The sequence below is a fragment of the Martinezella tropici genome (genome assembly GCF_008370325.1).
Classification (GTDB): domain Bacteria; phylum Pseudomonadota; class Alphaproteobacteria; order Rhizobiales; family Rhizobiaceae; genus Rhizobium; species Rhizobium tropici_B.
The window spans coordinates 15,529-35,965 of record NZ_VNIP01000020.1 but is presented as its reverse complement, the minus strand read 5'-3'; the positions used below and the strand labels follow the sequence as shown (position 1 = coordinate 35,965).

At 60.8% G+C, this 20,437-nt stretch carries 22 protein-coding genes; 9 read left to right on the top strand and 13 right to left on the bottom strand.

Annotated features, from left to right (window positions below; genetic code table 11):
* Positions 1 to 12: 12 nt before the first annotated feature.
* The 5 genes from FP026_RS29480 to FP026_RS30805 all read right to left on the bottom strand — a co-directional run bounded on the left by FP026_RS29480 (position 13) and on the right by FP026_RS30805 (position 4,498).
* The gene (locus tag FP026_RS29480) at positions 13 to 1,023 is read right to left on the bottom strand and encodes an OmpA family protein (protein ID WP_149638091.1); all 1,011 of its coding nucleotides are present in this window, start codon (positions 1,021 to 1,023) and stop codon (positions 13 to 15) included.
* Positions 1,017 to 1,955 carry a hypothetical protein gene (locus FP026_RS29475; protein ID WP_149638090.1) on the bottom strand — a complete coding sequence of 313 codons (939 nt, stop codon included), beginning with the start codon at positions 1,953 to 1,955 and terminating at the stop codon, positions 1,017 to 1,019. The genes FP026_RS29480 and FP026_RS29475 overlap by 7 nt, the downstream gene beginning before the upstream one ends.
* Positions 1,955 to 2,773 (bottom strand): hypothetical protein, encoded by an 819-nt coding sequence (locus tag FP026_RS29470; protein ID WP_149638089.1) that lies wholly within the window; start codon positions 2,771 to 2,773, stop codon positions 1,955 to 1,957. Before FP026_RS29470 ends, FP026_RS29475 begins: the two co-directional genes overlap by 1 nt.
* Positions 2,751 to 4,199, bottom strand: a complete 1,449-nt coding sequence (locus FP026_RS29465) for a hypothetical protein (RefSeq protein ID WP_149638088.1) — start codon at positions 4,197 to 4,199, stop codon at positions 2,751 to 2,753. Before FP026_RS29465 ends, FP026_RS29470 begins: the two co-directional genes overlap by 23 nt.
* 176 nt (positions 4,200 to 4,375) lie before the next feature.
* Positions 4,376 to 4,498 carry a hypothetical protein gene (locus FP026_RS30805; RefSeq protein ID WP_281408628.1) on the bottom strand — a complete coding sequence of 41 codons (123 nt, stop codon included), beginning with the start codon at positions 4,496 to 4,498 and terminating at the stop codon, positions 4,376 to 4,378.
* Between the two features lie 216 nt (positions 4,499 to 4,714).
* On the opposite strand from FP026_RS30805, the gene FP026_RS29460 reads away from it, so the two are divergent.
* From FP026_RS29460 to FP026_RS29440, 5 genes are all read left to right on the top strand, one after another.
* The gene (locus FP026_RS29460; protein ID WP_149638087.1) at positions 4,715 to 5,731 is read left to right on the top strand and encodes a ketopantoate reductase family protein; all 1,017 of its coding nucleotides are present in this window, start codon (positions 4,715 to 4,717) and stop codon (positions 5,729 to 5,731) included.
* A 179-nt stretch (positions 5,732 to 5,910) separates the two neighbouring features.
* Positions 5,911 to 6,138, top strand: a complete 228-nt coding sequence (locus FP026_RS29455) for a hypothetical protein (RefSeq protein WP_149638086.1) — start codon at positions 5,911 to 5,913, stop codon at positions 6,136 to 6,138.
* Positions 6,139 to 6,150: 12 nt separating this feature from the next.
* Positions 6,151 to 7,080 carry a 4-hydroxy-tetrahydrodipicolinate synthase gene (gene dapA / locus FP026_RS29450; RefSeq protein WP_149638085.1) on the top strand — a complete coding sequence of 310 codons (930 nt, stop codon included), beginning with the start codon at positions 6,151 to 6,153 and terminating at the stop codon, positions 7,078 to 7,080.
* 373 nt (positions 7,081 to 7,453) lie between these two features.
* Positions 7,454 to 7,723 carry a hypothetical protein gene (locus FP026_RS29445; RefSeq protein ID WP_149638084.1) on the top strand — a complete coding sequence of 90 codons (270 nt, stop codon included), beginning with the start codon at positions 7,454 to 7,456 and terminating at the stop codon, positions 7,721 to 7,723.
* Positions 7,724 to 7,818: 95 nt separating this feature from the next.
* Positions 7,819 to 8,151, top strand: coding sequence for a DUF1883 domain-containing protein (locus tag FP026_RS29440; RefSeq protein WP_149638083.1), 333 nt, complete (start codon positions 7,819 to 7,821; stop codon positions 8,149 to 8,151).
* Between the two features lie 8 nt (positions 8,152 to 8,159).
* On the opposite strand, the gene FP026_RS29435 is transcribed toward FP026_RS29440, so the two are convergent.
* On the bottom strand, positions 8,160 to 9,476 hold the full coding sequence (locus FP026_RS29435) for a replication-associated recombination protein A (protein WP_149638082.1): 1,317 nt from the start codon (positions 9,474 to 9,476) through the stop codon (positions 8,160 to 8,162).
* A complete protein-coding gene (locus tag FP026_RS29430; RefSeq protein WP_149638081.1) occupies positions 9,473 to 10,876 on the bottom strand; it encodes a DegQ family serine endoprotease in 1,404 nt (467 codons plus the stop codon). The genes FP026_RS29435 and FP026_RS29430 overlap by 4 nt, the downstream gene beginning before the upstream one ends.
* 174 nt (positions 10,877 to 11,050) lie before the next feature.
* On the opposite strand from FP026_RS29430, the gene FP026_RS29425 reads away from it, so the two are divergent.
* Positions 11,051 to 11,398 (top strand): lysozyme inhibitor LprI family protein, encoded by a 348-nt coding sequence (locus FP026_RS29425; protein WP_149638080.1) that lies wholly within the window; start codon positions 11,051 to 11,053, stop codon positions 11,396 to 11,398.
* Between the two features lie 210 nt (positions 11,399 to 11,608).
* On the opposite strand, the gene ilvD is transcribed toward FP026_RS29425, so the two are convergent.
* A complete protein-coding gene (gene ilvD, locus FP026_RS29420; protein ID WP_149638079.1) occupies positions 11,609 to 13,447 on the bottom strand; it encodes a dihydroxy-acid dehydratase in 1,839 nt (612 codons plus the stop codon).
* Between the two features lie 339 nt (positions 13,448 to 13,786).
* Here ilvD and msrP point away from each other — a divergent pair, with 339 nt between their 5' ends.
* Together msrP and msrQ are read left to right on the top strand one after the other, a co-directional pair.
* Positions 13,787 to 14,737, top strand: coding sequence for a protein-methionine-sulfoxide reductase catalytic subunit MsrP (gene msrP / locus FP026_RS29415; protein WP_149638078.1), 951 nt, complete (start codon positions 13,787 to 13,789; stop codon positions 14,735 to 14,737).
* Positions 14,737 to 15,390 carry a protein-methionine-sulfoxide reductase heme-binding subunit MsrQ gene (gene msrQ / locus FP026_RS29410; protein ID WP_432444163.1) on the top strand — a complete coding sequence of 218 codons (654 nt, stop codon included), beginning with the start codon at positions 14,737 to 14,739 and terminating at the stop codon, positions 15,388 to 15,390. Before msrP ends, msrQ begins: the two co-directional genes overlap by 1 nt.
* 30 nt (positions 15,391 to 15,420) lie before the next feature.
* Here msrQ and FP026_RS29405 read toward each other — a convergent pair whose 3' ends face one another.
* The 5 genes from FP026_RS29405 to FP026_RS29385 all read right to left on the bottom strand — a co-directional run bounded on the left by FP026_RS29405 (position 15,421) and on the right by FP026_RS29385 (position 19,845).
* A complete protein-coding gene (locus FP026_RS29405; protein WP_149638076.1) occupies positions 15,421 to 16,311 on the bottom strand; it encodes an efflux RND transporter periplasmic adaptor subunit in 891 nt (296 codons plus the stop codon).
* Entirely contained in the window at positions 16,308 to 16,517 is a 210-nt protein-coding gene (locus FP026_RS29400) for a DUF1656 domain-containing protein (RefSeq protein WP_149638075.1), read from the bottom strand. Before FP026_RS29400 ends, FP026_RS29405 begins: the two co-directional genes overlap by 4 nt.
* A gap of 4 nt (positions 16,518 to 16,521) precedes the next feature.
* Complete coding sequence (locus FP026_RS29395; protein WP_149638074.1) at positions 16,522 to 18,594, bottom strand: FUSC family protein; 2,073 nt, start codon at positions 18,592 to 18,594, stop codon at positions 16,522 to 16,524.
* Positions 18,591 to 19,061, bottom strand: a complete 471-nt coding sequence (locus FP026_RS29390; RefSeq protein ID WP_149638073.1) for a MarR family winged helix-turn-helix transcriptional regulator — start codon at positions 19,059 to 19,061, stop codon at positions 18,591 to 18,593. The genes FP026_RS29395 and FP026_RS29390 overlap by 4 nt, the downstream gene beginning before the upstream one ends.
* Positions 19,062 to 19,218: 157 nt before the next feature.
* Positions 19,219 to 19,845 carry a TetR/AcrR family transcriptional regulator gene (locus FP026_RS29385; RefSeq protein ID WP_149638072.1) on the bottom strand — a complete coding sequence of 209 codons (627 nt, stop codon included), beginning with the start codon at positions 19,843 to 19,845 and terminating at the stop codon, positions 19,219 to 19,221.
* Positions 19,846 to 19,915: 70 nt separating this feature from the next.
* Between FP026_RS29385 and FP026_RS29380 the strand changes: the two genes are divergently transcribed.
* Positions 19,916 to 20,434 (top strand): DinB family protein, encoded by a 519-nt coding sequence (locus tag FP026_RS29380; protein WP_149638071.1) that lies wholly within the window; start codon positions 19,916 to 19,918, stop codon positions 20,432 to 20,434.
* The last annotated feature ends 3 nt before the right edge of the window (positions 20,435 to 20,437 follow it).

The window sequence follows — 20,437 nt, the reverse complement described above, 5'->3', positions numbered from 1 at the left end:
GCTGAACCAGCGCTATTGGGTGTTGGTCGAGGGCGCGGCACCGGCGTTGATCACGGCAACGGGCGCTGCCCTGCCGCGCACGCGGATTTCGATGCGGCGGCGTGCTTCGACAGCGCCGCGCTGGCCTGAGGTGACGGTATCGCCGGGCAGGATCAGCTGCGCGGCGGACATCGGCAGGATAGTGGCATCCTTCAGCTTGGGATTGGCCTTGAGCACATTGGCGACGGCAATGGCGCGGGCAAGGCCGAGCCCGGCATTGTCGGCGGGCAGCAGGGCCGACACCGGCAGTTTTCCATCCATCGCGCTGATGATCGTGTCGTCGAGATTGGATTTTTCACGCGCCAGCGGCTGTTCGTCCGTATGGCCGATCACCTCGACAATATTGGCGCCGTAGAGGCTCAGATTGCTGGCGATTTCGTCCGTGATCTTCGTGCTGAGCAGTTGGGTGAAAGTACCGGTAAGCTCGGCGCTTCCCGACTGGAAATAGTTCTTCTTGGCATCGTCGAGATTGATGATGGGCGGCCAGTCGTGCATGCCCTTCCCGCCGGTTCCAGCAAGAAGCTTGTCGAGCTGATCGGGAGCCGATGCAAGTTCCACACCATGTTCCTTCAGAACGGCGGCAACCTTGGAAAGCGATTGCAGGTCGGCCGTCGTCGCGCCCTGATCCGCCATGCTGTCGAGTGTCTCCTTCGCTAGCACCAGCTCTCGCCATTGCCTGTCCACTACTGCCTTGTCGGCAGCGGAGAGATCGCCGGAGACGACTTTGGACTGCAGAAGCACGATCTCGGCCGCCTGCTCCGCGCGCTTCTTCTCCAGCAAGGCGACCTGCTGTTCGGCCTTCCCAAGCTTGCGCTCGACCTCATAGCGCCGGTTTCTTTCCGCGGAAATCATGGCGGCCGCCACGAGTAGCAGGCAGAAGACCAGAAGCAGCATGGATTCGGCCATCGTCAGGCCAAGGATCAGGCCACGATTATAGCCCTTATGCTCCAGTTTCGGCGTGCTGTCGGAGCCTCCTGCTACCATAGATGCCACCAGCGTTTTCGCGGCACATCCTCGAGCTTAGCAGCGATGTCGTCATCGGCTTGCGGTTTCGGCAGCGGCGCTTGCCCCATCGCCTCCGCCATGCGGCCGAGCGCCACCTCGATGTTGCGCAACGGCTGCAATTGCGCCTCCGACATCTCCTTGATGGCGATGATGGCCGGCGCCAGCTCGGCGCGCACGACATCCTCCGGCGCGCGGATCTCGTCCAGCTTCTTGCCGACATTCTCGACGGCGGCGCCGAAGGTACCGATGATCTCGGACAATTGCGAGGTTGTCGCCGTCAGCTGCGCGGCCGCATCGTTGATCGGGGTTACGGCCTGCTTTGCCAGCATTTCCAGGATCTTGTTGATCTCCTGACCATTGCGTTCGGCTTGCCGTGCAATCTCCTCGAACCCTTCCGACAGCATCTGGTTGCTGACGCGCCGGTAATGCGAGAATTCACGCGACGACGAGTCGAGTTCGGTGCGCACGCGCCGCGTCATCTCGGCAAGCTCGTGGCGGACGCTGCGCTCGATATCGATCGGGTCGCGTCGCATCTGGTTGAAGAGGATGCGCAGCGTCACCCCGGCAATGGTCGAAGTGACGGCGATGCCGAAATTGCGGACGATGGTCTCGATCGATGTTTCGCCGGCAAAGAGATAGAGCGACACGCCAAGGCTCGATAGAGTGAAGAGAAACCCCATGTAGTAGAGGTTGTCGCCCGCCTGCTCGTTGTGCAGCCGGAACCCGGCAACGGCCAGCGACACGATGAAGTAGATCGCCATCAGCACAAGCGGCACGCCGGTCACCACAGGCAGCGACCACCCCATGAGCTTCGACGACCAGATGAAGATCATACCGCCGATGGTGATGGAGGCGAACAGCACCATCGGCCCATAATCACGGATGAGATATCTGGCGTCGGTGTTGGCCATCAGCGTATCCCCTCCAGCCGCACAAAGCCGCCGAAATCACCGTTGCTATTCTTGATCCATTGCGCCCAGAAGTTCGCAAGATCCTCCATGCTGAACTTCATGTTCGGCCTTTGAAAGGCAAGGATCTTGACCGCAACGCCATTCAATGACGTGCGAAACTGGTCGTTGGCCGGGCTGTGCTGGTATTTCTGATAGGAGACGCCATCCCGATAGTTGGAGAAGGCGGCGGTGTGCTCGATCATGTCGGAGGCGATGTAGAGGCGCTTCGGCAAACCGGCCGGTGCGTTGGCAAAGACCTCCAGATTGATCTTCTGGATGGCTGCCATGATCGGCGACAGCCTGCCGGACTCGCCCGCAGTCAGCTTGCCGGCGATATCGGCGAGCGGCTTCTGGAACCCCTTCTCCCATCGTGCTTGCGCCAGACGCGGATTGCTGGTCCATTCGTCGACGTTGGCGCCGCTTCCCGGGTTGCAGCCGTGGAAGGTCTGGATCAGCTCGCCCTCCTTCTCGGTCAGCGCGTAGATATCGATCGCGCCGCCGATCGGCACATCTGCCACGATCTTCTGGAACTGGTTGCGCAGATCGAGCGCCGTCGTGTCGGCGATCGGATCGGTGACATCGAGCAGGATGGCGATTTCCGCCTTCGGGCCGTCCACCGGGCAGAGCGACGCCTGGTCGATGGCGACGTTGCCGCTTGCCTTGTAGCGCAGCCAGCCATAGGCCCCGACGATCCCCAGCGACAGGACCGCGAGACAAACCGTTGCGATGATGAGGCCGGCGGATCCGCCGCGCCGGCTACGCCGCTTGCGTCGCGCCAAGGATGCTCTCCGGGAAAAGATTATCGAGCTGATGATATTTCTCGATGGCACGCTCGAATTCGTCGCCGATCTGCTTGATCTGTTCCGAAAGCTCCGTCTGCGCACCCTGGATGCGCGAGCCCAGAACCTTGTCGTCCCATTCCTCTTCGCTGCGTATGACAGGCGTCAGGCGCTCCATCTTGTAGGCGGCATTGAAGTAGGATGGTTCCGGCTCGGTGCGTGCGGCCCTGTTGGCATCGCGGTAGGAGGTGAGGAGCACGTTGGCGGCGCGCTCGAGATGGTTCTGGTGTTCGGCAAAGAGACCGGCCGTCCTGGCGCGATGAGCGATGATGGCTGATGTCTCCTGCCGGCGCAGCGAGAGGTCGCGGATGATTTCCTCGATCTTGCTGTTGTGCTCGTCGCGGATCTCGCGAAGGTCCTCGATCAGATCGAGCTTGCGGTCGATGTAATTGTCCCTCGCCGCATCCAGGCGCTTCTGCACGCCGGCAAAGCCGGGATAGGGATCGGTCAGATAGCAGCCGTCGATGAAGGCGACGAGCGAGAACATCAGGCCAATGGCAAAGAGCATCCAGGAATTCAGCTCCTGCAATCCGAGAGGTGCTGCCTTCAGGCGCTGTATCACCTCGGCGCCGGCACCGCTCAGGATCGTCGCCGAGACCTCACGATAATGTGCCAGCGCGATGTTGATGCCTAACGCCACGGCGACATAGGCGACAAGCCCAAGCAGGCCCAGCAGCTTCAGTGCAAAGGATCGATGCACGAGGAAGCGGACGCAGAAGAAGGAGAACATCAGCGCGGTGCCGATGTTCAGGAAGGCGAAGGCGGCCGCCTCAGTCACGCCGCCGACGATGCCCTGTTCGCTTCCCTTAGCGAGAAAGCTGCCGTTCATCACCATTTCGATGAGGACGAGGAAGACGATCAATGAGACCTTGAAACCCCATGCCGCATGGCTGGAAACCTTCGCGGCGCGCTGCAGCTTGTGCGTGGCCTTAAAGCCGACCATCTCATCCTCGGCTGTCTTCAGCTTGCGGCGCAGGCCATGCAGTTCGTCGACGCCGCTTGCAACCTCCGCCTTGAAGTCGGAGACGCTGGAGGCATTCGCCTGGCGGATCAGCCCGAATTGCCCTTCGAAATCGAGGTTGCGCAAGCGGCTGTCGAAAGTTTGAAACTGGTCTTCGAGGATCTGGTAGGAACTCTTCTTTTCCGCTTCGACCCAAGTGACGATGCGCTGCTCCGTCTCGTCATGCGACTGCGCATCCGGCGGCGGCCGGTTCTGACGCCCGGCGGCGGCACCCTTTTCCTTCAGATCGAGGGTCGCACCTAGCTTTTCGATATCGACGACGGGAAAAACGTCCGTCGAGGCACGGAAATCATGGCTGGTCTCCCGAACGCTGTCCCAGAGACGGTTGAGGGCTTCGAAACGCAACGATCTTCCCCGGCGAATTCATCAACTTAGAAAGGACAATTGAGAAATCGATAGCGCACCGGTTGTCCTTGGTCCAGAGCGATCTAGCGGAGGTTAGGACGCGATTGTGGTAAAGACTAGCCCGAGCCTGTGATGATCGGAAAACACTCATGCTAATCGCGATGATCATCCTTGCGTCAGGGATCGCCGCTACGCTGAACCGAATTCGGGAGAGGCTTCCAGAAGCCGGCGCGTTGCAGCCCCTCGCGATAGATATCGCGTTGCCATTGCTCCTTGAACGGCACGACGGAAATCCGCATCGATCGATGCCGGCAGAAAAACCTGGAAGCAGTTTCCATGCCGGATTGATTTCACTCGCGCTCGGGCGAGCACGGTGAAATTTCCATAAGTTTGTAACGTAGAGGAAGGTTCGGCGATTTTCAATTCCAATTGCCTGAAGCCTCAAAGACCCTTCGCCAAATCGAAAGCGCGACATATCTCTTCTGAACAGGCGATTTCATTCGGAGCATCAAGCCATGACGTCTTCTTCCTTCAAGAACATCTGTGTCTACGGCGCCGGCGCGCTGGGTGGCGCCATCGCCGCAAAGCTCGCTTCCTCTGAAGGAGCGCAGACGCAGGTCTCCGTCGTCGCACGCGGAGCTCATCTGGAGGCCATTCGCGCTGGCGGCATACGCCTTTGGGAAGCCGGGGCAGACAGCCCTCTCGTGGCGCGGATGACGGCAACGGCCGATGCGGGCGAGCTGCCGCCGCAGGATCTCGTCATCACCGGTCTCAAGGGCCATCAGCTTGCCGCAGCCGTCCCCGGCATTGCGAAACTGCTGCATTCAGGCACTCGCGTCGTCATGATCCTCAACGGCGTGCCTTGGTGGTATTTTCACCGGGACAGGCAGAGCGGCCATGCGGAGCACCAGATGGAGGAGCTCGATCCGAACGGCGATCTCTGGCGCCTGATCGGGCCGGAGCGCGTGATCGGCTGCGTCGCCTATCAAGGCGCGGAGGTCGTCGGGCCAGGCGAGATCAAGCTCGCCAACAACGGCCATTTCATCCTCGGCGAGCCGTCTGGCGAAACGACCGCCGACATAGAAGCCATCGCGGCACTACTGCAGAGGGCGGGCGTCAACATCTCCATTTCCACGCACATTCGCGACGATATCTGGAGCAAGCTGATGGGCAACGCCGCCTTCAACCCGATCAGCGCACTGACCAGGGGATTGATGTCCGACATCATGGATGACCCGGCGCTGGCAACCATGGTCGGCCAGGTGATGAGCGAAGTGAAGGCTGTCGCCGAGGCCTTGGGATCGCATATCGCCATCTCGATCGAAGAGCGCCTCGACCGCTCGCGTCAGATCGGCCCTGTGCGCACCTCGATGCTGCAGGATCTGCTTGCCGGCAAAGCACTGGAAATCACGCCTCTTGTCGGTGTCGTCGTTTCGCTCGGCAAGCTCGCAAATGTGCCGACGCCGGTCTCGGCAACCATCCTGGCGCTGGTGACGCAGCTCGACCAAAAGAACCAGCAGGATGCTGCCTAGCTGGCGGTCGATTGCCGCCAACGGCAGCTTCCTTTCCGGCAGCGGGCCACAAGCCAGTTGCCGGGCAAAATCCGGGAATGCCGGCCCTTTATATCTCACTTACTTCTTCGCCTTTCCCCGCGAATGGATTTCCTATGGCGGCCGGCGTTACGCTTGCGGTGGAATATGGAGATAGACCCATGCTCGACACGCACGCACCCAATCTGACTGACACCATCCGTGTCCTCGTTCATAACAGCGATAAGAGACATTACCGCGTTGCGGCAGCGGCCCCAGGCGTAAAAGGCCGGCGCCAGCGCCTGCTTAAAAATCGTCAGATCCGCGAAAAGCGCACCTTTCAGGCCATGTTCGCCTTCGGCCTGCTTCTCGGCGGCCTGGAGCTCTTTATCGTACTACATTACCTCTGAGACGCAGCCGACATGAACAGTCCCACTTTTCAGAGACGTATCGGCGGTGCGATCACCGCCCTTATCACCCCGTTTCATGATGGCGCTTTCGATAGCGTCGCCTTGATGGCGCATGTGGAATGGCAGCTGCTGAGCGGCATCGACGGGCTGCTGGTCTGTTCGCTAACGGGCGAAGGTCCGACACTGACAGAGACCGAGCGCATTCGCGCCATTGAAATCTGCGTCGAACTTTCCGAGGACAAGGTGCCCGTCATTGTCGCAACGGGAACCAACGATACGGCGACGACCATAAAGGAAACCATACAGGCGCAGCGACTTGGCGCCGATGCTGCCCTTGTGACAGTGCCCTATTATTCCAAGCCGACGCAGAAGGGCGTGCTTCACCACTTCGCGCGACTTGCGGCACAGACCGAGCTGCCGATCATCGTCCACAACCAACCATCGCATACCGCGGTCGACCTCGCGCTGGCGACGGTCGCGCAGCTGGCGAAGATTCCGGGAATCATCGGGATCGCCGACGGCAGCGGTGACGTCTCGCGAATCGATCTCTGGCCGGAACGGTTCGGGCTCTTTACGTCGAACGATGCCAGCGCGCTCGGCTTCACCACGGCGCATGGTCATGGCTGCTTCTCCAGTGCGGCCAATATCGTTCCACGCCTCTTTCGATCCATGCAGCATTCGGCTGCCTGCGGCAACGTCAGCGCTGCCCGATCCATAGACGAGCGCCTGCAGCCATTATTCAGCGCGCTGGCCCGCGAAAGCGAACCGGCAACGGTCAAGCACACCATGTCATTGGTCAGGGATATCGAGGCGGATGTACGCTTGCCCTTGGTTAGCGTCACCAGAGAGACGGCTGTGGCCATCCAAGCAGCAATCACACCGTTTCAGCTCGACGGAAGCGGCCGGTTCGCCTCGCGCCATGCCTATCGCCTGGGATTGTGAAACCGCGCCATCCCTATGAGATTTTTATATTTTTGCCCTTTCAGGCAAATGGAAAACCTAGCAACTCCCTCATAGATTCAACAGCGTAGCACCGGAAATGGTCTCATCGGACCAGCGGTGCCGGTGACACTGAAAGGAACTATGATGTCACGCCATACGCATGCCGGCCTATCCGCCGATCCCCTCCAACGCCCTCGTACGGCGACACTCGCAAGAAGCGAGTGGCCCATCTCTTCGGACGCATTACTGAACGGGCTTCGTTCCGTCGCTCCGCGCCTCGGACTTGTCCTCCTGATCGCCGGCGGCCTGCAGATAGTGCTGCGCCTGACCGGACACTGAGCGAAACCGAAGAGATCAAAGAGGAAACATAGACATGGCAAACGCACAGCATATTCAGCGCCGTTCGGCTCACAGCCCGATTTCGCCGGCCCCGGCCCGCTTCATCATTGGGCGCGATCGCCGCGGCGCCTGGATCGTTCAAGACCGGCAGGGCCTTGTCGGCGGTCTGTTCCGCAGCGAAGCGGCGGCTCTGCACTTCGCCTCCGAGGAATGCAACCACAATCCTGCCGACATCTGCCATGCGCCCGAAGGCGCCATCCTCGACCTGGACGGCTTCGTCCCAACCTCATCCAATCTGCACTAAACCTATCCCACGCAGGCTTCGACAATATCCCGCCGAACGCTTCCTTAACCGCCCTCAGTTAAGCTTCCGGCCAGATATCCATAGAACAGAAACCCATGTCGAAGCCTGCCTTCCGCTACAGCCACTACGATCTCAAAGAACAGCGCGCCGGAACGGTGATCGAAATCACCCTCTCGGCCATCGCCAATGTCAGGCTGATGAGCGGCTCGAATTTCGAGCGCTTCACGGAAACCCTCAAGCACCAGTTTATCGGCGGCGTCGCCAAGAAATCGCCGATCCGACTGACCATCCCGGAATCCGGTCACTGGCATCTCGTCGTCGATATGGAAGGCCACAACGGACTGGCTGAATCGAGCGTGAAGATCGTCGATGCGGCACCGGCTCCCCGCATGCAGAAAGCGCCGCAGGAAACCGCCAGCGGCAGATAACGCGGCTTCTAGCGCTCGCCGCGCTCCTTGCGCAGCTTCGACCACCAGTCCAGCCGCTTGCGAATCTCGCGCTCGAAGCCGCGTTCCGGCGGATCGTAGAACGTCTGGCGGCCCATCTTTTCCGGAAAATAATTCTGGCCTGAAAAGGCATCGGGTTCGTCGTGATCGTAGCGATAGCCGTCGCCGTAGCCTTCGGTACGCATCAGCTTCGTCGGCGCATTCAGGATGTGCTTGGGCGGCAGCAGAGAGCCGTTCTGCTTGGCGGCCTGGGTCGCGGCCTTGAAGGCCGTGTAGACGGCATTTGATTTCGGGGCGGTGGCGAGATAGACGCAGGCCTGCGCTAGCGCCAATTCACCCTCAGGTGACCCGAGATAATCATAGGCGTCCTTGGCAGCATTGCAGATGACAAGCGCCTGCGGATCGGCAAGCCCGATATCCTCCACCGCCATGCGCACCAGCCGGCGCCCCAGATAGAGCGGATCCTCGCCTGCATCGAACATGCGAGCGAGATAGTAGAGCGCGGCGTCCGGATCGGAGCCACGAACCGACTTGTGCAGCGCCGATATCAGGTTGTAGTGCCCATCCTGCGCCTTGTCATAGACCGGAGCGCGGCGCTGGACGATCTTGACCAGCATATCGGGATCGAAAAGCTCGTCCTTGCGCGCGGCACGCCAGACCTCTTCGGCCAGCGTCAGTACCGAGCGGCCATCGCCATCGGCCATGCGGATCAGGCTGGCACGGGCATCGTCCGTCAACGGCAGCGGCTTGCCCTCCACCGTTTCGGCCCGGCGCAACAGCTCCTCCAGGCTTTCCTCGTCATGCGAGCTGAACGTCAGGACGCGCGCGCGGGAGAGGAGAGCGGCGTTGAGTTCGAAGGAGGGATTTTCCGTCGTCGCTCCGACAAGAATGACGGTGCCGTCTTCCATCACGGGCAGGAAGCTATCCTGCTGCGCGCGATTGAAGCGATGGATCTCGTCGACGAACAGCAGGGTCTGGCGGCCATCCATGCGGCGCAACCGCGCCGCCTCGAACACCTTCTTCAGATCGGCAACACCGGAAAAGATCGCCGAAATCTGTTCGAAGGCGAGACCCGCCTCGCCCGAAAGCAACCTTGCAACGGTCGTCTTGCCGGTGCCGGGCGGTCCCCAGAAGATCATAGACCCCAGCGAGCCTGCCTCGATCATCCGGCGCAGTACGCCATCCTCGCCGGTCAGATGTGCCTGACCGGTGACTTCGGCAAGTGTTTGCGGCCGCAGACGGTCGGCGAGAGGCCGCTTGTTGGCGACCTCCTCCGGTATCCGCGGTGCAAACAGATCATTGCTCATCGGAAAAACTGCCGGATGCGCTGGCCGTCACGCTCGATCTCGACGCGCCAGAAGCTTGGGTTTGACGTGACGGTCCGCTGGAGAATCTCGGTCGTATTGATCGCCACGCCATTGATGGAAATGACGATATCGCGCGCGGCAAATCCCAGTCGATCGGCCGGCGAGTTCTGTTTCAGGCTTTCGATGACGACGCCCGTGGAATCCGGCGGCAGATGCAGGTCATCGGCAACCCGCGGCGAAAGATTGGCAACGGTTGCGCCGGAGAAGGGATTGTTGCCCTCGATCACCCGCTCATCGCGCGGGATGGATTCAGGCGCTGCGGCAAGCGTCATCGTGGTCTGATGTTCCTTGCCGTTGTCAAGCACGGTCAGCGACACGGTCGCGCCGAGACCGGCCGTCGTCAGGCGATAGCCGAGCGCATCCGGATGCTCGATGGAGATATTGTTCAGCGCCGTGATCACCTCGCCCGGCTTGAGACCGGCCTTGGCTGCCGGGCCGCCATCGACCACCTTGGTTACCAGCGCGCCGCGCACCTTGTCCAGGCCAAGCGCTTCGGCGACATCGGATGTGACCGGCTCGAAAGTAGCGCCGATGTAGGGCCGCTCGAAGGACTTGTCGCCACGATCGGCCGCGGCAAGGAAGACCTTGACCAGATTGGCGGGGATGGCAAAGCCGATACCGTTGGAGCCGCCACCCTGGGAGAAGATCGCCGTATTGAGCCCGATCAGCTCGCCGGTCATGTTGACAAGCGCGCCGCCCGAATTGCCGGGGTTGATCGAGGCATCGGTCTGGATGAAGAAGCCGACCTCGTTCTTCACCTGGTTGCGGGCGAGCGCCGAAACGATACCGCTCGTTACCGTCTGTCCGACGCCGAAAGGATTGCCGATCGCAAGCACGAGATCACCGACTTCGATGCCATCGGAATTGCTAAGCGGCAGAACCGGGAAGCTCTCGTTCTTCGACTGGATCTTCAAGACGGCGAGATCGACACGATCGTCCTTCAGAACGACCTTGCAGGGAAACTCGCGGCCATCCGAAAGCGCGATCTTGATGTCGTCGGCGCCATCGACGACGTGATTGTTGGTGATGACGGTGCCATTTGCCTCCACGATGACGCCCGAGCCGAGCGAAGACTGCTTCTCGGTGCGATTCGGCATGCGCTGGCCGAAAAACTGCTCGAAGAAGGGATCGCCGGCGAAGGGGGACTGACGCTGCACGACACGCTCTGCATAGACATTCACCACAGCGCCAGCCGTCTGCTTGACCAGCGGAGCGAAGGAAAGCTGCATCTGCGTCTGGCTTTCCGGCAGAGTCTTTGCCGTCTGAGCCTCAGCGGAAAGCGGCATCGCCATGACGAGGGCAATCATCGAAACGGCAGCGCGCTTCAGGAGGACATGCATAGAAATTTCCCTTTTTAATTCTCTTTAAACAACGTTGTAGCGCCCGACGCTAGAAAGAAAAGAGGGCGGAAGCATGAAGCATAAATGGATGTTTACAGCGATAAAAAACAGGCTCGCTGAACAAAACCGTGTTGTCATGCATTTCGCGTTGGGAATCGCCAAAGGGAGCCACATATGCGATCGAACCATCTTACCGCTGCCACCTTCCTCATCTCACTGGGCGTGGCCGGCGCCTCCCACGCCGCCAGCTTCGATTGCGAGGCACAGAACCTGAAACCGGACGAGAAGGCGATCTGCGACGTAAGAGCCCTCAACGATGCCGATGTGAAGATGGTGACGACCTTTGACCTGCTCTCTGGCCTTCTCGCTATGGGGGCGCGCGGCACGATGCAGGACCAGCAGACGGAATGGCTGAAGAAACGGCAGACATGCGGCGCCGATGTTGCCTGCCTTACCTCATCTTATCAGGAGCGTCAGAAAGAGCTGAATGACGCGTACAAGCAGATCAATCGGCCGCTGTGAGAGTTTAGTTTGAATGGCTTAAAGGCTTCGCCGGAGATGTCCCCTCGCCCCGCCTGCGGGGAGAGGGTTAGGGTGAGGGGCTACCGCAGGAACAGGCAAACTCTGCCGTTGCGATAAGCTCGAAAAGCCCCTCATCCGTCCTCTCGCAGCCGAGCTATGCTCGACTGCTCGAGTCCACCTTCTCCCCGCTGTGCGGGGCGAAGGGCGTTGTTATTTGCCACCCAAATCGCGAACGGCGCCGCGGTCCGCACTGGTCGCGAAAGCGGCATAGGCCTTCAACGCCGTGGTGACGTTGCGCTTGCGCACTTCGGCCGGATGCCAGCCCTTGGCATTCTGGGCTTCGCGGCGAACGGCAAGTTCCTTGTCGTCGACGCGCAGGCTGATGGTGCGGTTCGGGATGTCGATATCGATCATGTCGCCTTCGCGCACCAGGCCGATCGTGCCGCCATTGGCCGCTTCCGGCGAAGCATGGCCGATCGACAGGCCGGAGGTGCCGCCGGAGAAGCGGCCGTCGGTGATGAGCGCGCAGGCCTTGCCGAGTCCCTTCGACTTCAGGTAGCTCGTCGGATAGAGCATTTCCTGCATGCCGGGGCCGCCCTTCGGGCCTTCGTAGCGGATGACTACGACGTCGCCGGCCTTGACCTCGTTGCTGAGGATGCCCTTGACGGCAGCGTCCTGGCTTTCGAAGACCTTGGCGGGGCCGGAGAACTTCAGGATCGATTCATCGACGCCGGCGGTCTTCACGATGCAGCCATCGAGCGCCAGATTGCCCTTGAGGACAGCAAGACCGCCATCCTTGGAGAAGGGATGCTGGGCATCGCGAATGACGCCCTTTTCACGATCGAGATCAAGCTCTTCCCAGCGTGCGCTCTGGCTGAAGGCAACCTGTGTCGGAACACCGCCGGGAGCGGCGCTGAAAAGCTCCAGAGCAGCCTTGTTATCGGTGACGGCGATATCCCATTGCGCTAGGGCCTCGCCCAGCGTCGGGGCATGGACGGTCGGCAGGTCGGGGTTCAACAATCCCGCCCGGTTCAGCTCGCCGAGGATCGCCATGATGCCACCGGCGCGGTGCACGTCTTCCATGTGAACGTCAGCCTTGGCCGGTGCCACCTTGGACAGGCAGGGAACGCGCCGCGACAGGCGATCGATGTCATCCATGGTGAAATCGACTTCGCCCTCATGTGCTGCGGCGAGGATATGCAGCACGGTATTGGTCGAGCCGCCCATGGCGATGTCGAGCGCCATTGCGTTCTCGAACGCACCCTTGCTGGCGATCGTCCGCGGCAAAGCCGTCACATCGTCCTGTTCGTAATAGCGCTTTGCCAGAGCGACGACCCGGCGACCGGCCTCGAGGAAGAGTTCCTTGCGGTCCGAATGGGTGGCGAGCGTGGAGCCGTTGCCCGGCAGCGACAGGCCGAGAGCCTCGGTCAAGCAGTTCATCGAATTGGCTGTGAACATGCCCGAGCACGAGCCGCAGGTCGGACAGGCGGAGCGCTCGATGACCTGGACGTCTTCATCGCTGATCTTGTCGTCGGCAGCAGCAACCATGGCATCGACCAGATCGAGCGCGACCTTCTTGCCGTGCAAGACGACCTTGCCGGCCTCCATCGGGCCGCCGGAAACGAAGATCGTCGGGATATTCAGGCGGAGCGATGCCATCAGCATGCCGGGGGTGATCTTGTCGCAATTGGAGATGCAGACCATGGCGTCGGCGCAATGGGCATTGACCATATATTCAACGCTGTCGGCGATCAGCTCGCGCGACGGCAGCGAATAAAGCATGCCGTCATGGCCCATGGCGATGCCGTCGTCGACCGCGATGGTGTTGAATTCCTTGGCAACGCCGCCGGCCGCCTCGATTTCGCGCGCGACGAGCTGGCCGAGATCCTTGAGGTGGACGTGGCCCGGTACGAACTGGGTGAAGGAGTTGACCACCGCAATGATAGGCTTGCCGAAATCGCTGTCCTTCATACCCGTCGCGCGCCAAAGGCCGCGCGCACCGGCCATGTTGCGGCCGTGGGTGGTGGTTCTGGAACGATAAGCTGGCATGGTGTCTTCCTCGTCATCCTGGAATTTGTGCGGCGTCGGCATGGGCCAAAGGTTTCGGGCCGAAGGGGACGCCGGCAACTCCGCTTTTTGGAATTGTCCTAATCCAATCGTGCGATACTGTCACTATCAACTCAAGCGAATCCGGTACGCTGCCGGCCAAGGGCCAAGTCCTGGCAAACAAGTCGTACGACCAGAATTAGGAATGAAGCAGCCCGATCACAAGCGCACACAAAAAGTTGCTTTCACTTCCAAAGAAATGCCGGCCTAAGAGTGTAACAAAATCTGCATCCGCTGCGTATCGCTCATATCGAAGCTGCTATCGCATAGAGGAATTGTTCCATGACCTCCTTCCGCCCACCAAAAATCGCATCCTCCGAAATCACGCCTCGCTCGGTCTATCTCAAGCGCCGCGAGCTGCTGACGGCGGCGGCCGCCGCCGTCGGCATGGCGGCGATCGGCGGCAAGGCTGCGATGGCCGAGGCGCTGGCGGCGACCAAGAGCAATTATACGGTCAATGAGAAGCTAACGCCGATCAAGGACGTCACCACCTACAACAATTTCTACGAATTCGGGCTCGACAAGGCCGATCCGGCCAACCTCTCGGGCAAGTTCAAGCCGCGGCCCTGGACGATCAAGGTCGATGGCATGGTCAACAAGCCCGGCACCTTCGATGTCGATGCGCTGATCAAGGAATTTCCGCCGGAAGGGCGCGTCTATCGCATGCGCTGCGTTGAAGCCTGGTCGATGGTCATTCCCTGGGACGGCTTCCAGCTCTCGGCCCTGCTCGACAAGGTGGAGCCGCAGGGCAGCGCCAAGTTCGTCGCCTTCGAGACCGTGGTCCGGCCGGAAGAGATGCCGGGGCAGTCCGGCCTCCTGCAATCGCTGGACTGGCCCTATGTGGAGGGCCTGCGTCTCGATGAAGCACGCAACCCGCTGACGCTGCTTGCCGTCGGCCTCTACGGCGAGACTCTGCCGAACCAGAATGGTGCCCCGATCCGACTCGTCGTGCCGTGGAAATATGGCTTCAAGGGCATCAAGTCGATCGTCCGCATCACGCTTACCGACAAGCAGCCGCTGAATACCTGGCAGGCCACCAACAGCCAGGAATACGGCTTCTACGCCAACGTCAATCCGGCCGTCGATCATCCGCGCTGGAGCCAGGCGACCGAGCGTCGTATTGGTGAAGGCGGCTTCTTCGGCTCCAATCGCCATCCCACCCTGCCCTTCAACGGCTATGCCGATCAGGTCGCCAGCCTCTATAGCGGCATGGATCTCAGGGTGAATTTCTGATGGCGATGTCCTTCGCTCTCCCCAAGCGCTGGCAATCCGCCTCCGTCTGGGCGCTCTATTTTGTCGGACTTTTGCCGGCCGCATGGGAATTCTATCTCGGCGCGACGGACCAGCTCGGCGCCGATGCGGTCAAGACTTTCGAGCTCTTCCTGGGACTATGGGCGATCCGCTTCCTGCTGCTGACGCTTGCGGTCACGCCGCTTCGCGATCTCTTCGGCTGGAACTATCTGCGCTATCGCCGCGCGCTCGGCTTGCTCTGTTTCTATTATGTGCTGATGCACCTGACCGTCTATATGGTCCTCGATCAGGCGCTGGACGTACAGGCGGTCATCGATGACGTGCTGAAGCGGCCCTTCATCATGTTCGGCATGGGGGGGCTCGTCATGCTGCTGACGTTGGCCGTGACCTCGAACAATTTCTCGATCAAACGGCTCGGCAAGAAATGGATCTGGCTGCACCGCCTCGTCTATATCATTGCCGCCTGCGGTGCTCTGCACTTTGCGCTATCGACCAAGGTGCTGTCGGTGGAGCAGTTCATCTATATCGGCCTTCTGATCGCCATGATCCTCTACAGATCCTACCGGCCGATCATGATGGAGAAACGCAGGGCGGCGCACAGGCCTGCTGCGGCTTCGAGTTCCAGAGCGGCCTGAAGACGGCCGCCCTGCCTGTTCAAGCGATGATCATTCGGCGGCGCTGGCGACTTTCGCCTGGCCCTGCTCCTGCACCTCGACAGTCGCCGTCAGGCCGGCGATCAGCTTCGTGCCATCGGGCACTTTATCGAGCGCAATGCGCACCGGTACGCGCTGCGCCAGACGCACCCAGCTGAAGGTCGGCGTGATATTGGCAAGCAGGCTGCCGGAGGTGCGTTCGCGGTCCTCGATGCCGTAGGTGATGCTTTCGACATGGCCGGTCAGCTTCTCGACTTGACCCATCAGATGAATATAAACCTCATCGCCGACGTGGATGCGCGGCAGCTTGGTTTCCTCGAAATAACCTTCGACGCGCAGGGAATCGGTATCGATCAGTGCGACCTTGGCCGTGCCGGCCGAGACATAATCACCCGGGCGCAGGATGAGGTTCGAGATCGTGCCATTAACGGTGGCGCGAACCTCGGAGCGGTCGAGATTCAGCTGGGCAAGCTCGCGATTGGCAGTCGCCTGACGGAGAGCGGCTTCATCCTGCTGCACGGTGGTCAGTGCCTGCTCCTTCTGCTGCAGGGAGGCGGCATCACCGAGGCGCCCCTGCCGCGCGCTTTCGCGGCGGGCCTGATCGAGAGCGGCATTGCTGCTTGCAAGGGCTGCATCCGCCTGCTCGAGAGCGATGGCGAAACGATCGCGATCGACGCGGAAAAGGATATCGCCTTTCTTGACGGTCTGGTTGTCCTTGACGAGGACCTCGCTCACGAGGCCTGAAACATCCGGCGCGATACCGACGACGTCGGCCCTGAGGCGCGCATCGCGCGTCCAGGGCTCGTCCATGTAATGGCCCCAGAGCTGCCGTCCGACATAGAGAGCGGCAACGACGAAGATGAGTGTGACGGCCACGCGGCCGATGAGTTTGAACGCGTTCATGTGAAGTACCAACGAGAGACAGTGGAGACAGCGCCGAGCAGCAGGACGTAAAGCGCAAGATCGAAGAGACCGCGATGCCAGACCAGAGTGTAGGCACCGATCCATGCGAGCAGGCGTCGAAGGATGATGACGGCAAACAGCGTCACGAGCATGAGAACGAGAAGGCGCGGGATATAGACGCCATAAAGATCGAATTCTGCGGGCATGATATTACTCGGCGGCAATGGCAAGAGGTTGAGTTGTATCGGATAGGGGTGGCCGCCAGCTCGCCGGCGGCTCAGTATGGGGGAAGAGCGCCCGGCGAAGGCCGACAAGCGCATCGAGACTCGCGCGAGCGGAATCTCGCTTTTCCTGCGCGACGGCTTCGAGGCTATGGTCGATCGACACACGCAGTTCGTCGGCCGGATCCACGGCCCGTTTTGCCTTCAGCCGCGAACGATAGAAATCCGACACGCCGATCAGCACTTCGCTGACGGATGCAGCGGCAGCCGGTTTCAGCTGGCCGCGCTCCTTCTGCAGCATCAGCACGTTGAAGCCGAGACGGACATCGGCATAGCCGTCGACCTTCTTCAGCTCGCGGTCCTCGATGCCGGCGAGACGCGGTACGAGCTGGCCGAGGCGATCGAGGATGCGGCCGGAGAGGCGTTCATGATCGGCACGGCGGACACCGGCGGCAGTTTCGGCCAGATCTCTCCAGCCGGCCCGCACCAGCCGCCAGGCGGCAAGCTCGGAACCGAACGGGCGGGTAAGCAAAGTCCAGACCAAGGCGAAACCAACACCGGCCAGAGCGGCGATCGCACTGTTGGTGAAGCTGGCGAAATCGGCGGTGTAACGATCCTGCAGCGCGATGAAACTTGCACCGTTCACCGCCAGCAGCATGCCGAGCATGTTGGTTTGCGGGCGGGTAATCAGCAGCCCCATCACCAGGAAGGGCGGCGCAAAGACCAGCACCAGCATCTCGAAGCCGGAAATCGACGGCAACACGCCGAAGATATAGACGCAGGCGATGACCAGGCTCACCGCAGTCCAGATGAACATTGTAGTGATGAAGGGCGCGGGACGATCGAGCGCGGCGAAAAACGAGCAGGCAACGGCCACCATGGCGATGAAGCCGGCGCCATCCGCCCAACCGGAATAGATCCAGAAGAAGCAGGCGACGGCAATACCGGCGATGACGCCACCGGCCGAGAAGGCCAGCAGGGCGTAATCATAGTGCCTGCTGCGACCGACAACATTGCGGTAGCGGAAGGCGGGGCGCCAGGTGCCGACCTGCTGTCCCGAGACGATATGGGCGCGCAGCGTTAGGCAATCCTGCCACAAGTCGACAATTTCCTTGAGGCGAGCGAGAGCGCTCGACCGGACGAGGTCGTCCCAACCGATATCGAGGTCGTTCTCCTGCAACTCCTCGATCTTCTTCGACAAGGTCTCAGCGGTCTCATCGGCCTTGCCGCGACCACCCTGCCCCAGCCAATCGGCTACCTCGTTCAAAACAACGACCAATTCCTGCGATAGCGGCTTGCCGCCGGCCTTCAAGGCGTGCAGGCGATCGGCAAGTGAGGAGAAGAGCGGCAGCAGCATCAACAAGCGGCCACGCAGCTCGCGCGAATGCCTGACGATGTCGCGGCTGCCAGCATCATATTTCAACTGGCTGATGACGAGATCTAGGCCGGAAACGTCGGCGGCGAGCTTCTGTCGCTTCAAGGGAGTTGCCGGCGAAGCGCCCTCGCCTCGCAGGATCTCGTCTGCCCAGGTGCCGGCGTCATCCAGCCAGGAGCCTATGCGCTGGCCGAGGACGGTACCGACGCTGCTCGGAAAGACGACGGCGCTAACCACACTCGCGCAGACGATGCCGATAATAATCTCCTCAGAGCGGGCAAGCGCGACATCGAAAATGGTTTCGGGCGAGCCGACGGTCGGCAACGCGATCAGCGGCAACGTATAGCCGGCCAGCATGAATACATAGCTGCGCGAGGTGCGGTCGAGCATCGAGATAAACAGCAAGGTGCCGGTCCACAGCGCGACGACGACGGAGAGTAATTCCGGCGCGTTGACGAAGAGCGGGATGAGGATAACCGACGCGGTAGCACCGATAAGCGTGCCGAGCGCGCGGTAAAGCCCCTTGGAGCTGGTTGCGCCGGCGAGAGGATTGGCGACCACATAAACGGCGGCCATCGCCCAATAGGGACGCGGCAGATCGAGCGACAACGCGATGAACAACGCCATGATCGCAGCAACGAAGGCTTTGACGGAAAATAACCACTCGCGCCAGGATGGAATGCTCATGAGACCTTCTCCGGCTCAGGTTCGACAGCCTTGGATGCCTCGAACTCCTCGAAAGCCTTCAGGACGCGAACCGCAGCTTCGATATCCGCAGGGTCGACATTGGCAAGGATCTTGCTACGCAACTCATCAAGCACGTCTTCCATGCGGGAAGCCAGCTTTTGGCCTTCCGGCGTCAGCCACAGGCCTTTCGCGCGCCGATCCGTGGGATCATCCTTGCGGATGACAAGATCCATGCTTTCGAGCTGATCGATCAACCGCACCAGAGACGGGCCTTCGATACCGACACAGGTGGCGAGCACCACCTGCCGCACGCCTCCCCCCAGGCGGCCGATCCAAAGCAGCGGCGCGGCCACCGCCTCGGATATGCCATGGGAGCTCAGCGCAAGATCGACAGCCCGGCGCCATTGGCGGCCGGTGGTCAGCAGATTGGCTGTAAATATACGTTGCAGGGCGTTTGACGAGCTCATGAGAACCTATTAGCACTAAACTAATTAGGATTCAAATTATTATCATCAAAAGCGCCAGCCAAAATGGGAAATGCAGCTATGCGCTCGACGATAACCAAGGCAGTAAAGAGGCCGAGATTGTAGGCGTGGAGATCGGCCCAGCCACTCGACCCGCCTTTCATCGATCAGCGTTGCTCAGATAGGAACAGATCATTCTGACGAGCTCCCGCTTCAGTTCCGGCGCGCCCAGCACATGCTTTCGCGCCGCACTGTGGATCACTCCCTCCACCGCACCGGATAGCAGCTGGGCAAGAACATCGTCGGAGGGACCGTCGCGGTTATTGCGATGCGTGGCGACGAAGGCTTTGTAACGAGCGTGATATTCGGCCAGGAAGGCATCGTGCGCCAACCTCGAACCATCGTGGCCCGGCGCCTCATCCAGCAGCACTCTGTGAAGCTCCGGGTTCACATTGTGAGCGTCGATCATGCCTTGCACGAGCGCCTCCGCCCGCTGCGGCAACGGCAGTGTACCGGCCGTCGCCTTGCGCATAACCGCAAGCACCTCATCGAAATGACGACGCCTGACGGCTTCGACCAAGGAAAGTTTGTCGGGGAAATACTGATAGAGCGAACCGATACTGATACCGGCAACGGCCGCGACAATATTGGTCGTGAAGCCGGCCCATCCGCGCTCCCCTAAAACGCGAGCACCCGATTCGACAATCGTATCGACCGTTGCCCGCGAACGCGCCTGGCTCGGCTCTTTGCGCATCGGCGAGCGCGGTTTCCTAATGCGAGTAGACATGCGGCACCTATTCCACGAAAATGTGAACAGACTACTCGCATTTCATCGACCGACGAAAGAGTGTTTCATCATGAGCGAAATATCAGTGCTGCAAACTCTGTTCCGCTATCAGTCCTGGGCGAATGAGGAATTGCTTGACGCTATCGGTCGCCTCGATCCTGCCCGCCACAGCAAGGAACGTCATCTCTCCGTACGCCTGATGAACCACTCGCTGGTCGTCGGCCGCATATTCGCGGCGCATCTCACCGAAAGGGAGCACGGCTACGCGGACGACAATACGCCGGAGACGCCGTCCCTGCCCGATCTTCGTCAGGCGCTGGCGGCCTCGGATCAATGGTATCTGACCTATGTCGAGACCATCAGCCCGGAGCTTCTGTCAGCTCCGGTACCGTTCGTCTTCACGGATGGCGACAAAGGCTGCATGACGTGCCAAGAGATGCTCCTTCATGTCGTCACGCATGGAGGCTACCACAGGGGCGAGATCGGTCGGCTTCTGGCGCAGCTTTCCATTACACCGCCCTGGGACACACTTGCTGTACATCTTCATCGCAGCGAACCCGCGCGCAGGCTGGCCGTGGCGGCTGAATGAGCC

Bases quoted from the DNA above. Each gene is read 5' to 3' on its own strand.
- dapA (WP_149638085.1), top strand. From the start codon at position 6,151: ATGAACAGTCCCACTTTTCAGAGACGTATCGGCGGTGCGATCACCGCC.
- FP026_RS29380 (WP_149638071.1), top strand. From the start codon at position 19,916: ATGAGCGAAATATCAGTGCTGCAAACTCTGTTCCGCTATCAGTCCTGG.
- FP026_RS29455 (WP_149638086.1), top strand. From the start codon at position 5,911: ATGCTCGACACGCACGCACCCAATCTGACTGACACCATCCGTGTCCTC.
- msrQ (WP_432444163.1), top strand. From the start codon at position 14,737: ATGGCGATGTCCTTCGCTCTCCCCAAGCGCTGGCAATCCGCCTCCGTC.
- FP026_RS29390 (WP_149638073.1), bottom strand. From the start codon at position 19,061: ATGAGCTCGTCAAACGCCCTGCAACGTATATTTACAGCCAATCTGCTG.
- FP026_RS29405 (WP_149638076.1), bottom strand. From the start codon at position 16,311: ATGAACGCGTTCAAACTCATCGGCCGCGTGGCCGTCACACTCATCTTC.
- FP026_RS29460 (WP_149638087.1), top strand. From the start codon at position 4,715: ATGACGTCTTCTTCCTTCAAGAACATCTGTGTCTACGGCGCCGGCGCG.
- FP026_RS29435 (WP_149638082.1), bottom strand. From the start codon at position 9,476: ATGAGCAATGATCTGTTTGCACCGCGGATACCGGAGGAGGTCGCCAAC.
- FP026_RS29475 (WP_149638090.1), bottom strand. From the start codon at position 1,955: ATGGCCAACACCGACGCCAGATATCTCATCCGTGATTATGGGCCGATG.
- FP026_RS29445 (WP_149638084.1), top strand. From the start codon at position 7,454: ATGGCAAACGCACAGCATATTCAGCGCCGTTCGGCTCACAGCCCGATT.
- msrP (WP_149638078.1), top strand. From the start codon at position 13,787: ATGACCTCCTTCCGCCCACCAAAAATCGCATCCTCCGAAATCACGCCT.
- FP026_RS29425 (WP_149638080.1), top strand. From the start codon at position 11,051: ATGCGATCGAACCATCTTACCGCTGCCACCTTCCTCATCTCACTGGGC.
- FP026_RS29430 (WP_149638081.1), bottom strand. From the start codon at position 10,876: ATGCATGTCCTCCTGAAGCGCGCTGCCGTTTCGATGATTGCCCTCGTC.
- FP026_RS29440 (WP_149638083.1), top strand. From the start codon at position 7,819: ATGTCGAAGCCTGCCTTCCGCTACAGCCACTACGATCTCAAAGAACAG.
- FP026_RS29385 (WP_149638072.1), bottom strand. From the start codon at position 19,845: ATGTCTACTCGCATTAGGAAACCGCGCTCGCCGATGCGCAAAGAGCCG.
- FP026_RS30805 (WP_281408628.1), bottom strand. From the start codon at position 4,498: ATGCGGATTTCCGTCGTGCCGTTCAAGGAGCAATGGCAACGCGATATC.
- ilvD (WP_149638079.1), bottom strand. From the start codon at position 13,447: ATGCCAGCTTATCGTTCCAGAACCACCACCCACGGCCGCAACATGGCC.
- FP026_RS29400 (WP_149638075.1), bottom strand. From the start codon at position 16,517: ATGCCCGCAGAATTCGATCTTTATGGCGTCTATATCCCGCGCCTTCTC.
- FP026_RS29480 (WP_149638091.1), bottom strand. From the start codon at position 1,023: ATGGTAGCAGGAGGCTCCGACAGCACGCCGAAACTGGAGCATAAGGGC.
- FP026_RS29395 (WP_149638074.1), bottom strand. From the start codon at position 18,594: ATGAGCATTCCATCCTGGCGCGAGTGGTTATTTTCCGTCAAAGCCTTC.